This is a genomic window from Halomarina halobia, from assembly GCF_029338575.1.
GTDB classification, from domain to species: domain Archaea; phylum Halobacteriota; class Halobacteria; order Halobacteriales; family Haloarculaceae; genus Halomarina; species Halomarina halobia.
In genome coordinates this window covers 128,961-142,110 of record NZ_CP119992.1, presented here as the reverse complement: position 1 = coordinate 142,110, position 13,150 = coordinate 128,961, and the positions used below count along the sequence as shown (strand labels likewise).

15 protein-coding genes are annotated in these 13,150 nt (G+C 72.4%); 5 read left to right on the top strand and 10 right to left on the bottom strand.

What is annotated here, in order from left to right:
- Positions 1-7: 7 nt before the first annotated feature.
- The 6 genes from P1K31_RS00680 to P1K31_RS00655 all read right to left on the bottom strand — a co-directional run bounded on the left by P1K31_RS00680 (position 8) and on the right by P1K31_RS00655 (position 5,174).
- Positions 8-502 (bottom strand): HTH domain-containing protein, encoded by a 495-nt coding sequence (locus P1K31_RS00680; RefSeq protein WP_276304352.1) that lies wholly within the window; start codon positions 500-502, stop codon positions 8-10.
- Between the two features lie 107 nt (positions 503-609).
- Entirely contained in the window at positions 610-1,626 is a 1,017-nt protein-coding gene (locus tag P1K31_RS00675; RefSeq protein ID WP_276304351.1) for a TIGR04024 family LLM class F420-dependent oxidoreductase, read from the bottom strand.
- Positions 1,627-1,713: 87 nt separating this feature from the next.
- The gene (locus tag P1K31_RS00670) at positions 1,714-2,751 is read right to left on the bottom strand and encodes a dipeptide epimerase (RefSeq protein ID WP_276304350.1); all 1,038 of its coding nucleotides are present in this window, start codon (positions 2,749-2,751) and stop codon (positions 1,714-1,716) included.
- Entirely contained in the window at positions 2,748-3,785 is a 1,038-nt protein-coding gene (locus P1K31_RS00665) for an N-acetyltransferase DgcN family protein (RefSeq protein WP_276304349.1), read from the bottom strand. Before P1K31_RS00665 ends, P1K31_RS00670 begins: the two co-directional genes overlap by 4 nt.
- A 132-nt stretch (positions 3,786-3,917) precedes the next feature.
- On the bottom strand, positions 3,918-4,805 hold the full coding sequence (locus P1K31_RS00660) for a Vms1/Ankzf1 family peptidyl-tRNA hydrolase (protein ID WP_276304348.1): 888 nt from the start codon (positions 4,803-4,805) through the stop codon (positions 3,918-3,920).
- Between the two features lie 24 nt (positions 4,806-4,829).
- Positions 4,830-5,174 carry a DUF5802 family protein gene (locus P1K31_RS00655; protein ID WP_276304347.1) on the bottom strand — a complete coding sequence of 115 codons (345 nt, stop codon included), beginning with the start codon at positions 5,172-5,174 and terminating at the stop codon, positions 4,830-4,832.
- A 108-nt stretch (positions 5,175-5,282) separates the two neighbouring features.
- Between P1K31_RS00655 and P1K31_RS00650 the strand changes: the two genes are divergently transcribed.
- The 3 genes from P1K31_RS00650 (at position 5,283) to P1K31_RS00640 (ending at position 7,557) form a co-directional block, all read left to right on the top strand.
- Positions 5,283-5,957 carry a DUF1405 domain-containing protein gene (locus tag P1K31_RS00650; RefSeq protein ID WP_276304346.1) on the top strand — a complete coding sequence of 225 codons (675 nt, stop codon included), beginning with the start codon at positions 5,283-5,285 and terminating at the stop codon, positions 5,955-5,957.
- 73 nt (positions 5,958-6,030) lie between these two features.
- Entirely contained in the window at positions 6,031-6,816 is a 786-nt protein-coding gene (locus P1K31_RS00645; protein ID WP_276304345.1) for a hypothetical protein, read from the top strand.
- Positions 6,817-6,873: 57 nt separating this feature from the next.
- Complete coding sequence (locus P1K31_RS00640; RefSeq protein WP_276304344.1) at positions 6,874-7,557, top strand: ArsR/SmtB family transcription factor; 684 nt, start codon at positions 6,874-6,876, stop codon at positions 7,555-7,557.
- Here the strand turns inward: P1K31_RS00640 and P1K31_RS00635 are convergent.
- Positions 7,554-8,015 (bottom strand): DUF8526 domain-containing protein, encoded by a 462-nt coding sequence (locus tag P1K31_RS00635; protein ID WP_276304343.1) that lies wholly within the window; start codon positions 8,013-8,015, stop codon positions 7,554-7,556. The genes P1K31_RS00640 and P1K31_RS00635 overlap by 4 nt on opposite strands.
- An 89-nt stretch (positions 8,016-8,104) precedes the next feature.
- On the opposite strand from P1K31_RS00635, the gene gatD reads away from it, so the two are divergent.
- Both gatD and P1K31_RS00625 read left to right on the top strand, forming a co-directional pair.
- A complete protein-coding gene (gene gatD, locus P1K31_RS00630; RefSeq protein WP_276304342.1) occupies positions 8,105-9,349 on the top strand; it encodes a Glu-tRNA(Gln) amidotransferase subunit GatD in 1,245 nt (414 codons plus the stop codon).
- Entirely contained in the window at positions 9,346-10,257 is a 912-nt protein-coding gene (locus P1K31_RS00625) for a GNAT family N-acetyltransferase (protein ID WP_276305757.1), read from the top strand. Before gatD ends, P1K31_RS00625 begins: the two co-directional genes overlap by 4 nt.
- A 102-nt stretch (positions 10,258-10,359) precedes the next feature.
- Here P1K31_RS00625 and P1K31_RS00620 read toward each other — a convergent pair whose 3' ends face one another.
- The 3 genes from P1K31_RS00620 to P1K31_RS00610 are packed head-to-tail and all read right to left on the bottom strand — an operon-like array spanning position 10,360 to position 13,088.
- Positions 10,360-10,638, bottom strand: coding sequence for a ubiquitin-like small modifier protein 1 (locus P1K31_RS00620; RefSeq protein ID WP_276304341.1), 279 nt, complete (start codon positions 10,636-10,638; stop codon positions 10,360-10,362).
- A gap of 36 nt (positions 10,639-10,674) precedes the next feature.
- The gene (locus tag P1K31_RS00615) at positions 10,675-11,835 is read right to left on the bottom strand and encodes a DUF8167 domain-containing protein (protein WP_276304340.1); all 1,161 of its coding nucleotides are present in this window, start codon (positions 11,833-11,835) and stop codon (positions 10,675-10,677) included.
- Entirely contained in the window at positions 11,832-13,088 is a 1,257-nt protein-coding gene (locus tag P1K31_RS00610; RefSeq protein ID WP_276304339.1) for a potassium channel family protein, read from the bottom strand. The genes P1K31_RS00615 and P1K31_RS00610 overlap by 4 nt, the downstream gene beginning before the upstream one ends.
- Positions 13,089-13,150 lie beyond the last annotated feature (62 nt).

The window sequence follows — 13,150 nt, the reverse complement described above, 5'->3', positions numbered from 1 at the left end:
TTGTGCGTTAGTCGTCCGCCTGGATCGACGCTCCCGACCTGCCCCGCGCCCGCTTCGCGTCCTCGCCCGCCAGCGTCGCCAGTCGATCGCCGACCGTGCGGACCGTCCCCCCGTCGACGCAGGGCGCGACGAACGTCAGGTCGTCGTCCGTCCGATCCGCGAGCGCCATGACGGGAAGCGTGAGGTTCTCGTGGCACCGATCGGTCACCATCGACCGCGTCTCGCGGCGCTCGAACCCGGGGAGCTCGACGCCCGACGCCTCCGCCCACTCCGCGAACTCCTCGACCCGCTCGCGGATCTCGGCCGCCGTCTCGGTCTCGGCGGCGGGACCGGAGAGGCAGACGCCGTCGCCCCACACGCGGACGGCGAACCCGTCGATGTGCCCCTCCGATTCGAGGCGCGACAGGCGGTCGATCGCCGCCGAGAGGCCGGCCTGCCGCTCGCTCGAGGTCAGCGACCGCACGAACAGTTCGACGGTTCGGTGGGAGTCGGCATCGGACATGGTAGTCGGTCCCACGGGAGTGTGCCCTAAAAGCATTCCTTGGATTGTCACTTTATCACTCCCCCGCGCTATAGTACCCCTAGACAACCTATTTGCAAGGGATCGGACTACTCGATAAAGTCGACAGTCGTCGGCGCGAGCGCGTCCATCGTGGCCAGGCGCTCCTCGTGGGAGAGCCGACCGAACGAGCCGACGCGGACCGCGTCGAGTCCGTCGACCGCCGCGAAGCGCTCGACGGTCGCGCGCACCTCCTCGGGCGTCCCGGCGGCGACGAGGTCGGCGAGGAGGTCGTCGGGCAGCGCCCGGACGGCCGCCTCGCGGTCACCCTCGCGCCACAGGTCGCGGATCTCGTCGGTCACGTCGGCGTGGCCCTGTCGCGCGACCGACTCGCGGTAGTAGGGGCCGTACGTCGCGATCATGAAGGCGATCTGCCCGCGGGCGACCTCGCGTGCGCGGTCGCCGTCGTCGAGCGCGCAGCAGCGGAGCGTCAGGGCGACCCGGAGGTCGTCGGGGTCGCGCCCGCCGAGTTCGGCCCCGCGCCGGAGGTCCCCCAGGCGCTCGCGCAGGCCGTCCGGCGTGAACAGCTGGGGCACCCAGCCGTCGGCGAACCGCCCGGTCAGCTCGACCGCCTTGGGGCCGAGCGCCGCCACGTCGATCGGCGTCGGGCGCGGCTCGCAGGTGAGCGCCAGGCCGCCGACCGAGAACACCTCGCCGTCGTACTCGACGCGCTCGCCGGACTCCACCTCGCGGATCACCTCGATGGCCTCCCGGAGCGTCCGGAGGGGCCGGTCGAACGACCGCCCGTGCCAGCGCTCGACGACCGGCGGCGAGCTCGTCCCGAGGCCGAGGCGGTAGCGCCCGCCGGAGAGCTCCTGCAGGGTAGTCGCCGTCTGCGCGAGCAGCGCGGGCGAGCGCGAATACGGCGAGAAGACGTCGTTCGAGAGGCCGATGCGGTCGGTGTGCGCGGCGAGGTGCGCGAGCAGCGAGACGCCGTCCCGGCCCGTGACCTCAGGGAGCGAGACGCGGGCGTAGCCGAGTTCCTCGGCGCGCTGTACCTGTTCGACCAGCGGGTCGAGGTCGTCGTAGTCGCCTACCGGGAGGACGAGATCCACGTCGGTTGTCATCGTGTCCCACCGCGGGCCGGGGGGACTTGAAAGGTGCCGTCGCGGACGCGCACCCCGTGCGCGCGGTCAGTGCGCGCGATCACGCAGTTACCGCGCCCGCGCGCCGGTGCCGGGCGCGTCGACGCCCGAGAGGTCGATGCGCCCGTCGGGCAGCGGGACGCCCTCGTAGGGGTCCTCCGCGAGCAGCAGCGAGCCGTCGAGGTCGGCGTAGTCGAGCAGCGGCGCGAGGTGACAGGCGGCGGCGATGGCCGCGTTCGTCTCGATCATGCACCCGAGCATGACCTCGAGGCCGTGGGCGCGCGCGGCGTGGATCATCTCGACCGCCTGCCGCGGCCCGCCGCACTTCATCAGCTTGACGTTCACCACGTCGCAGGCGTCCGCCACCCGCGGCACGTCGGGGAGCGTGACGCAGGACTCGTCGGCGGCGATCGGCACCGCGGACCGCTCGTAGACGTACCGCAGGTCGTCCGGGTTCGCGGGGGAGACGGGCTGTTCGAGGAACTCCACGTCGTAGGCGGCGAGCACCTCGCTCATCTCGACCGCCTCGCGGGGCGTCCACGCGGCGTTGGCGTCCACGCGGACGCGGGCGTCGGGGGCGGCCCCGCGGACGGCCTCGAGGATCTCCTCGTCGCGGTCGGTCCCGACCTTGGTCTTGAGGACGGCGTAGCCCGCATCGACGGCCTCCTCCGCCCTCTCGCGCATCACGTCCGTCTCGTCGATCCCGACGGTGTACGAGGAGGTGATCGTCTCGCCGGGGTCGAGGCCGAACAGCCGGTAGAGCGGTACGTCGAGGCGCTTGGCCGCGAGGTCGCAGCAGGCGATGCGGACGGCCGCCTTGGCGGCGGGGTTGTCCCCGACGACCGCGTCGAGTCGGGCGTCGATCCCGTCCAGGTTGTGCGGGTCGTCGACCGCCTCGCACGCGTCGAGCAGGTCGGGCAGGACGGCCTCGACGGTGGCGGCCGTCTCGCCGTAGTAGGTCGAGGGGGCGGCCGCCCCGACGCCGGTGCGCTCGCCGTCGCTCACTCGCACGACCACGTTCTCGGCGGTCGTCTGCGTGCCCCGGGAGATGCCGAACGGGTGGGCGAGCGGGAGGGAGACGCGCTCGAACGCCGCGGTCAGCGTCACCTGATCGCCTCCACGAGGTCGTCCGCGTCGAAGCGCACCGGATCGGTCGCGGGCGCGTCGATGGCGTCGCCGAAGTCGGCGAGCGCCTCGCGGGCCGCCCCGTCGTCCGCGATGCCGGCGGTGTTGACCGCCCCGCCGACCACCTCGGCGGGGTGGACGGGTTCGGCCAGCGACTCGTAGAGCGCGGCGGCCGCCCCCGGCTCCAGCAGGTCGAACGCCTCGTAGCCGTGGACGACCTCGCGGCCCGCCTCGTGACAGAGCACGAGGTGATCCGGCATCGAGCCGTGGAGGATGCCGCACGTGACGGCGGAGTAGGCCGGGTGGACGATGGAGCCCTGCCCCTCGACGAGGAGGTAGTCGTACTCCGCCGCCCGTTCGACCAGCATCCGCTCGACCGCGCCCGCCGTGAAGTCGCTGATCGTCCGGTCGATGGGGATGCCCCACCCCTCGATCATGATCCCCGTCTGTCCGGTGGGGACGAACCCGGCGTTCAGACCGGCGTCGCGGGCCGCCTCCAGGAGTTCGAGCGTGGCGGTCATCTTCCCGACCGAGCAGTCCGTCCCGACGGTCGTGACGATCGTCGCGTCGAGGTCGCGGGCGACGCCCTCCGCGACGGTGAGGTCGGCCGGGGGCCGGCGCACGTCCCACAGCTCGCAGCCGTGCTCGTCGGCGAGGCGGGCGAACTCCTCGTCCTCGGAGAGGAAGTAGTGCAGCCCCGACCAGACGTCGCAGCCCCGGGAGAGCGCGCCGCGCACGTCGTCGCGCCACGACTCGTCGAAGCCGCCGCCGATGGGCGCGATGCCGATCACCAGCGCGTCGATCTCGGGTACGTCGTCGATGCCGGCGACGACGGGCGCGTCCTGAACGTCCGGCAGGTAGTCGGAGACGCGCGCGCCGGCGGCCGCGTCCGACCGCCCGTCGGCGAGGTCTCTATCCAGGACCGCCGCCACGTCGTGGTCGCCGTAGCGGAGCAGTCCGACCGCCGTCTTCGCGTCGTCGGGGAACTTCCCGTGTGCAAGTACCGCGAGTCGCATACCGACCACTCCGCGCGGGGGGCATTAAGCACCACGTGATCGCCCGAGCGGTGTACTGTCGGCGGGACGTCCCCATCGCACATCCGGTGTCCGTGATACCGGGGATCGCGGAGCGGTACGGCCGACAGTAGGTCAGAGCGCCGCCAGGCGCGTCCGCCAGAACGCGCGGCGGGCGTCGGCGAGCGCGTCCGCCGGGTCGCCCGTCGCGTCCACCGCGCGCGTGACCGCGGCGCGGTCCGCGAACCGATCGAGGACGGTGCGCTCGCCGACGACGTAGAGGGGGATCCCGCCCACCTGGTCGAGCGCCTCCGCACAGCGGTCGAGGTGGTCGCGAATCTGCCCGTCGCGGACGCGCTCGAAGCGCCCCTGCGAGAAGCCGCCCTTCGAGTGCTGCTCCTTCACGTCGCTCTCGAACCCCTCGGAGGAGACGCGCTCGTCGCCGTCGTAGACGCCGAGCGCGAAGGTGTCCGCGCGCACGAGCGCGAGGGCGTGGCGGCCCGACGGGAGGAACCACTCGCGCTCGACGCGGAAGCCGTCGCCCCACTCGCAGAACGGGTCGGGGGCGAGCGGCGGCGAGAGCGCGACGCCCACCAGGTGGGCGTCGTCGGCGTAGACGAGGCACGGGGCCGCCCGGGCGACCAGCGCCCGCCGCTCGCCCAGCAGGTCCGCGAGGGGACCCGGCACCTCGCCCCCGTCCGCGACCATCGCGGAGAGCGCGCCCTCCGGCCCGGTCGCGACGCACTCCAGCCGATCCAGGACCGATTCGGTGCGGCGACGGCCCATCGCCTCGCGGTGGCGGAACGCGAGGTCGGGCGCGTCGCGCTCGTCGAGTTCGCCGCGCAGCCCCGCGATCCGATCCTCCAGTCGGTTGACGCGCTCTTCGGCCTCCTGGCGGGCGGTGACCGCCTCGCTGCGGCGCTCGCGTTCGGCGTCGAGCCGTCGTTCGAGGTGGCGGCGCTCCTCCTCCAGGTCGTCGATGCGGTCGCGGAGCCCCTCGCGACCGAGCAACCGGTCGAGCATGCCCGGACCGAGGGAGGGGCGTGACTAAATACCGACGGGAGCGCCCATGTCGAGCAGTTGCGCGGCGCGGTCTACCTTCGCCAGCAGCACCTCGCGGAGGTCGGGGAGGTCGTCGTCCTCCTCCTCGACGAGGTCCGCGGGGACGGCGAGCGTCCCCTCGGGGATCCCGCCCTCGCCGTGGACCGCGAGGTGTCGGGTACCGAGTTTCATCACGAGGGGCGAGTCCAGTCGCTCTATCCCCTCCCCCGACGCGTAGTAGCGTCGGTTGACCCACTCGTGTTGCGCGCGCTGCATGACCGGCCGGTCGCCGTCGTACGGCTCGACGTACAACCGTCCGAGATAGTATCCACCGGAGAAGCGTTCGAACATCGGTGCATCCGGATGTTAATCAGTCGCACGCATAAGAGTTTCCGGGAACGTTTATGACGGCGCGCTTTCAGTCGACATCGCTTTCACGGCGGGCGACCGGTCTCCGGTATGATCCCCGACCGGTGGGCGAGGTACTACCTCGAGAACGCGCCGAGTCTGGTGTGGTTGCTCGTCGCGAACGTCGCGGCGGTGCTCGTGGGGGTCCGCTACTACGTCGAGACGATGCCGGGGGTGAACACGTTCGTCTGGCCGCTCTACGCCGACTCCCCGGCGGCGACCTTCCTCGCCGCCCTGTCGTTCGCGACGCTCCTGCCGAACCTCGGCCGGCGGCTCCGCGACGCTCCGGTCAACCGACCGCTCGCCTACCTCCACACGCTCTCGTTCGTCTGGCTGGTGAAGTACGGGCTCTGGACGGCGGTGGCGCTCAACCTCCGCGTCTCGCTCTACTTCCCCGAAGCGTGGGCCTACTTCGGGATCATGCTCACCCACCTCGCGTTCATCGGCGAGGCGTACCTCCTGCCGCACTTCGGGCGCACCACGCGGGGCGCGCTCGCGTTCGCGCTGGGGACGGCGCTCCTCAACGACTTCGTCGACTACGGGTTCGCGGCGGTGATCGGTAGCTGCGCGCTCGGGCGCGTGGGCCGACGGTGTCTCCTCTATCCCCCGCTCCGGTACGAGCCCGGTCTCGCCTTGCCGCTGCTCACCGTCCTCACGACGTTCGTCAGCGTGTGGCTCGCCTCGTCGGCGTTTAGCCGCCTCGATAAGGATGAAAGGACCGTTTAATGGGTCATTGTCCGATTTGAACGGTCCGAACGGAGTCACCCCCTTTTAAGCCAGTACCCGTAATCGAGAGGTGATGCTCAGGAAGGGGGCTGCGATCACGTTGGGGACGGTCCTCCTGGTCACGGTCGCCGCGGCGCTCAGCGGAGCGGGGGCGACCGCGGGGTCGGCGACGCAACCGGAGGAGACCAATCGGAGTCTCGGAACCACCATCTCCTCGTTCATGCAGGTCAGCGCCGTCGAGACGCAACACGAGGTCGATCGGGAGATGTGGGAGGCCGCGTTCGAGAACGCAAAGAGCGAGGCGGAGCGGAAGCGACTCCTCGAGCAGCGCGAGCGGGCGCTCGAGCGCCGCATCGATGCGCTGAACGAGAGCCGATCGGAGGCCGGCGTGCGGGCGACCGTCGGCGCGCAGATCCGCAAGGCGGTCATCGAGGCGCAGATCGACGCGCTCAGGACGGACATCGAGGACGCGGTCGACGCGTCGAACCGGACCGCGACCGACGCACCCGGCCTCGTGAAACTGCAGCAGCGGACCGTGACGCTCGACCGAGCGACTCCCGACGCACCCGCCATCGCCGACGGCGACGGGCCGGACCGGACGCCGGGACGGGTGACCACCGACACCCCGTCGGCGGAGAACCCGCCCCGCGAGCCCGCGTCCGATTCGAACGATTCGAACGGGTCGCTCCCGATCGTCGGCGACGGAACGGAAGCCGCCGGGGAGGATTCGAACGGGTCGAACGCGACCAATTCGACCAGTTCGACCGGCTCCGACGGATCGACCGACTCGAACGATAGCGATCCCCTCGGCACCGTCGAGGACACCGTAAACGGGACGCTCAGCGCGCTCCTCCGCTGACCTGTCCGTCGTGACCGGAGCGTCACCGTTTTGTCCGACGGCGACTTACCTGAGGTAATGGATTCCGCCGCGTTGCTCGACCTGCTAGGGAACGAGAACCGTCGGCGCATTCTCCGCCTGCTGGCTCGAAAACCCTGTTACGTCACCGAGATCAGCGAGTACCTGGGGGTCAGCCCGAAGGCGGTCATCGACCACCTCCGAAAGCTCGAGGAGGCCGGACTGGTCGACTCGCGCGTCGACGACCAGCGGCGCAAGTACTTCTCCATCGCGCGGAACCTCCGTCTCGAGGTGAGCGTCTCGCCGTACGGCTTCGGCGCGAAGAGCGCCTACCCCGCCAGTCGCGGCCTGGACATGACGCGCTGTCGGTACCTCTCGATCGACGTGTCGAACCCCGACGACGCGGCCGAACTGGTCGAACTGGCGGCCGAACTCGAACGGCTGGAGAAGCTCTCGAGCGAACTCTCGATGGCCCAGCGGTGGGTGCAGGGGCGTCTGACGGAGGTGATGGACGGCATCTCCGAGCAGGTTCAGAACAGCGCCGGCCTCGGGTCGCCGGGAGGGACCGACGCGCGCTTCTACGCGGAGGTCCTCGCGGCGCTCGCCAACGGCGCGGAGCGGGTCGACGAGATCGCCCGGCGGGCGGACGCCGCCCCGGAGCTCGTCGAGGAGGCGCTGCGCCGCCTGTCCGAACGAGGCGTCGTCGAAGACGAGGGGGACCGCTGGCGGCTGGGAAGCGGCTAGAGGTCCGCGGTCAACCCCGACCGGAGGTCGCGCCCGAAGTAGTGGCCGACCAGCGCGACGAGCGCGCCCGCCCCGGCACCCGCCGCGGCGAGGGTCGCGCCCGCGTCGGCCACGAGCGCGAACACGACGTAGTCGGTGAAGACGCTGAGCGTCGCGGCGAACGCGCCCGCGACGGCGAGTTCGAGGTAGTGACGGCGGCCAGAGAGCAGGCCGAGGCCGAACGCGGCGACGAAGACGCCGACGAGCCCCGCTCCGGGGACGAACGGGAGGAACGCGCTCGCGAGAACCAGCCCGACGGCGGTGAGCACCAGCGCGACGAGGAAGTACCTCGGGGAGAACAGCCCCTTCGCCCGGCCGAGGAGGCGGGCGCGGCGGCTCCGCCCCTCCGAGTCGGCGGCGCGCGACCGTCCGCCCTCGCTCGTCTCGAGCTCCCGGAGGAGGTCGTCGGTTCGCGACATACCGGGTGTTTAGCGCGCCGGGATATGTGCCTTTTCCCGGTTCGGGGCGCTTCCGTGGGGTTAAGTTCCGGCTCGGAGAAGGGTGACCCATGAATCCAGGCGACCGCGTGCGCGTCGAGCGCGGCGACAGCGTCTACGAGGGCGTCCTCATGCCGTCCACGACGGCCGAGGAAGTCGTCGTGAAACTCGACGGCGGGTACAACGTCGGCATCGACCGGGAGGGAAGCGACGTGACGGTGTTCGAATCCGACGTCTACGAGGTCGGCGGGGCCGGCGGCGAGGAGGCGACCTCCGAGGTCGCGTTCGACGAGGACCTCCCGACGATCGCGCTCATCTCGACCGGCGGCACGATCGCCTCCACGGTCGACTACCGCACCGGCGCGGTGACGGCGCAGTTCACCGCGGAGGACGTCCTCCGCGCCGTTCCGGACCTCGCGGGGCGGGCGAACTACCGCGGCCGCGTCGTCGCCAACATCCTCTCGGAGAACATGACGCCCGACGTGTGGCGGGAGCTCGCAGAGGCGGTGTACGAGGAGATCGAGGCGGGCGCGGACGGCGTCGTCGTCATGCACGGCACGGACACGATGCAGTACACCGCGAGCGCGCTGGCGTTCGTGCTCGACACGCCCGTCCCCATCGTCTTCACGGGCAGCCAGCGCTCGGCCGACCGTCCCTCCTCGGACAACGTGATGAACGCGGTCTGTTCGGTCGAGGCGGCGAAGGCCGACTGCGCGGAGGTGCTCGTCTGCATGCACGCCACCGAGAGCGACGACCGCTGCGCGCTCCACCGGGGCACGCGCGTCCGCAAGAACCACACCTCCCGGCGCGACGCCTTCGAGACCGTCGGCAACGAGCCCCTCGGGCACGTCGACTACGGGACGGAGGCGGTCACGTTCGACCGCGAGTACGCCCCGCGCGGCGGGGTCGAACTCGCCATCGCGCCCGACCTGGAGACCGAGGTCGAACTGCTGAAGTTCACCCCCGGGATGGACGAGGCGCTGCTCGACTGCTGCGCGGGGAAGGCGGGCCTCGTGATCGAGGGGACGGGCCTCGGACACGTCCACACGGACCTCATCCCAGAGATCGAGTCGATGATCGACGACGGGACGGTGGTCGTCATGACCAGCGGGTGTCTCGCGGGGCGGGTCTGCGACCGCGTCTACGACACGGGCCGCGACCTGATAGCGGCCGGCGTGGTCGAGGGCGAGGACATGCTCCCCGGCACGGCGAAGGTGAAGCTGATGTGGGCGCTGGCCAACGCCGAGGCGGTCGAGGAGACGATGCGGACGCCGATCGCGGGCGAGCTGACCGAGCGGTCGGTGCCGTGGACGTGACCGACGCCGTCGAGGTGCGCCGCGCGCGTGCGGAGGACAGGGAGGCGGTCGTGGCGTTTACCGCCGACACGTGGCCCGACCGCGGCGCGGGCGACTACATCGAGCACGTCTTCGACGACTGGATCGAGGGCGACGGCGACGACCAGCGGACGCTCGTCCTCGACGCCGGCGGGGAGATCGCCGGCATCTGTCAGAGCGTGCTCCTCTCCCCGACCGAGGCGTGGGCCCAGGGGATGCGCGTCAACCCCGACTTCCGGGGGGAGGGCGTCAGCCTCGACCTGACCCGCGCCGTGTTCGACTGGGCCGCGGCGGCGGGCGCGACGGTCTGTCGAAACATGGTCTTCTCGTGGAACGTCGCGGGGATCGGCCAGTCGCGCGCCGCGGGGTTCGAGCCCGAGACCGAGTTCCGCTGGGCGCACCCCGAACCCGACGCCGACGCGACCCCCGATCACCCGGTCGTCGCCGACCCGGACGCCGCGTGGACCTACTGGACGGACAGCCCCGCGCGCGAGCACCTCCACGGCCTCGGCCTCGACACGGGCGAGTCGTGGGCGCTGTCGGAGGTCACCCGCGAACGCCTCCGCCGCGCGGCGGACGGGGAGGGGCTGTTCGCCGTGCAGGACGGCGGGACGCGCGCGATGACCTACCGGACGCGCACGTACGAGCGCCCGGACGAGGCGGGCGAGACGGAGACGTGGGCGGAGTACGGCGTCGGGGCGTGGGAGGACCACGACCACGCGCGGTCGCTGTTCGCGGCCGTCGCCGCCGACGCCGCGGCCCTGGGTGCGGACCGGACGCGCGTGCTCGTCCCCGAGACCGTCGAGGCCGTCTCCGACGCCGCCTACGCCCGTGCGGGCATCGGCGACGAACCGGACTTCGTGTTCGCGGCCGACCTCACGACCCGCTGACGGTCGCCGTCCCGGACACCCCGACGATCGGCTGACGCGCCCGCCCGTTCGTCACGGGCCCGGAGGACGGGGACGGGACGCTCGCCTCGCGCCGCATCGACGTTACCCGCCGCTGACCGGCGGGAACAGGGCGAGTTCGTCGTCCTCGTCGAGGACCGTGTCGTACCCCTCGTCGCTCACGAACGGGTTCCGAGAGTTCCGCAGGACGCGGATGTGGCCCCGCAGTTCGCCGTCGTCGTCGAGCACCTCCCCGCGGAGTTCCGGGTGGCGCTCGAAGAGGGCGTCGAGGGCGTCGCCGAACGTCGCCCCCGCCTCGAGGTCGAGCGGCACCTCCCGCTCGCCCGCGGTCTCGGCGAGGTTCGCGAAGAGCTTCCAGTGCATACCCGACGTATCGCCGGCGGACAGTTAGGTGTATTCCTAGTCGTCCGCCCCCTCCGCCTCGGCGGCCAGCGGCGGCCGCCCCTCGCCGCGCGCGGCCGATTCGAGTCGCCTGAGAACGTCGGGCCGGGCGAGGGCGTACACGGTCTCGCCCGGGGCGAGCCGCCGGCCGCGCTTCGGGAGCGCGGCGACGCCCTCCTCGCCGCGGATCGCGACGATCGACGCGTCGATCGCGCCGACGGCGAGACCCGCGAGCGGGCTGCCCTCCGCTACCGCGACGACGCCGAGCGTCTCGTCGGCCGCCCGGAGGAGCGCGGCGAACTCGCGATCCGAGCGCGCCTCGGCCGGGAGGGTGACGAGCCGGTACCGGTCACTCGAGTCGAGGCGGTCGGCGTCGGACGCGTCGAGCGCGAGCGTGACCGTCTCGCCCGCGACCGCGCGGATCTCGGCCGACGTGACGAGCGCGAGCGGGTCGTCGTCCCACACCTGCACGAGGTCGCCCGGGCTGGCGCTGAACGCCGGATCGGCGCGCACCGCGACGGCGGCGCTCCCGGGCGCGAGCGTCGGTCCGATGCCCGCGACGCGGCTGCCGACGGCGAGGTACTCGACCTCGCCGTCCTCCGTGATGTCGAGGTCGACGTAGCCGACGCCGTAGTCCGCCTTCAGACGGGTGACGAGCCGCGAGCGCAGTTCGTCGACCGTGAGGCCGCGGGGGAAGGAGAGCGACCGGCACGCGAGTTCCGCCTTCACCTCCGGCGGGACCGGGTCGTGGTCGTCCATGTCCGCGATCTCCTCGGGGAGCGTGACGGTGATGTGTCGCCCGACGCTCCGGACGATGCGACCCACCTCCGGGAGGTCCTCCTCGAAGACGTTCACCGCGAGGGCGTCGCCGACCCGAGCGCCAGCGACGGCCGCGGCCGCCCCCGCGAGGAACGCCGCCACGTTCACGAGCGCCTTCGTCTCGTCGATCGTCCCCACGCCGTCGATGACGCCGCCGAGGACCGCGGTCGTGTTGAGCGCGACCGCGACGACGCTCACGCCCGCGAGGACGGCGAGCCCCTCGGGAATCCCCCCGCGGGCGTACCACCGGTGGGCGACGGCGACGCCCGCGGCGACGGCACCGGCGACGAGGCCGAGGCTGACGACGAGCGCCGCCTCGGCGACCACGCGCGCAGCCACCTGCAGCTGCACGGGGGTCACCTCGCCACCTCCGCGAACCGCGAGAGGGCGTCGCGCTCGCCGACGGCGTACAGCTCGTCCCCGGCGCGCAGGCGGGTCGATCCGCGGGGGGCGAACCGCCACGAACCGTCCTGCCTGACGGCGAGCACGGCGACCCCGTACTCGTCGCGGACGGCCAGCGTCCCGAGGGTCTGATCCGCGAGCAGGCCGTCGCCCACGGCGATCCGAGCGACGCGCTGGCCGGCGCGCCGGAGCACCGCCAGCAGTTCGAACTCGCGTCGGGTCCCGCGCGCCTCGACGACGACCGTCGCCGTCCCGCCGCCGAGCAGGCGGCGCGCGTCGGCCGGCGGGACGGCGACGGTGACCCGCCCCGCCCCGCCCGCGGTCGTCGGCGCGCTGACCACGGGGTCGGGTACGTCGTCCGCGTCGGCCGCGTCGTCCGAGTCGGCCGGTTCCTCGACGGCGGCCGGCGGGACGTCGGCGCGGCGGGGGGCGTCGTCCGCCGGTCCACTTCCGGCAGAGCGAGCGCTCACCACCGTCCCCTCGACCCGGAGATCACCGTCGCGGAGCGTCACCTCGTCGCCGCGCGCGAGGCCGGTCGGCACGAGCGCGTCGAGCGAGACGGCGCGCGAGCCCGGCGGTATCCGCTTCGAGAGCCCCGAGAGGGGCGGCGCGGCGCTGACCGTCGCCCGGCCGCGCTCGTCGATGTGCACGAGCGCGTCGGCGAGGTCGAACTCGGTCCGTAGCCGATCGGCGACGCGCGCCTCCAGTTCCGAGAGCGGGAGGTCGGCGGGGAGGCGCCACTCGGCGGCGCGGATCCGTCCCCGCAGGTCGGCGGGCAGCGGCGGGTACCCCTCCAGGTCACCCACGTCGCCGATGACGCGGACGCGCACCTCATCGCGGCCGCCGACCAGTTCGACGACGTCAGCCGAGAGCGTCCGGTCGCGCAGGGACTTGAGCGAGACGCGTCGGGGGAACGTCGCGGCCATGGCGTCCCCGCGGGCGTGGGCGTACAGCGACATCATCACGATGACGACGATGGCGACGGCGACGCGCTCCCCGGAGGCGAGCACCGCCTGGTCGCTGAGCGCGAGCAGGCCGCTGTTGACGCCCGCGATGGCGAGTCCGAGGACGACCACGGCGAATCCGGGGATCGACACGCCGGTGAAGTAGCGCACGACGAAGCCGAGCATCCAGGAGACCAGCGCGGGGATGACGCCCGTCAGGAGGCCGAGGTAGAGTCCGACGAGCAGTTCGACGGGGACCGAGGCCATGGCCGTTGCTACGCGCGCGGCGGTAAATGGGTACCGAAGGGGACGGCTTTTGACGCCCGGCG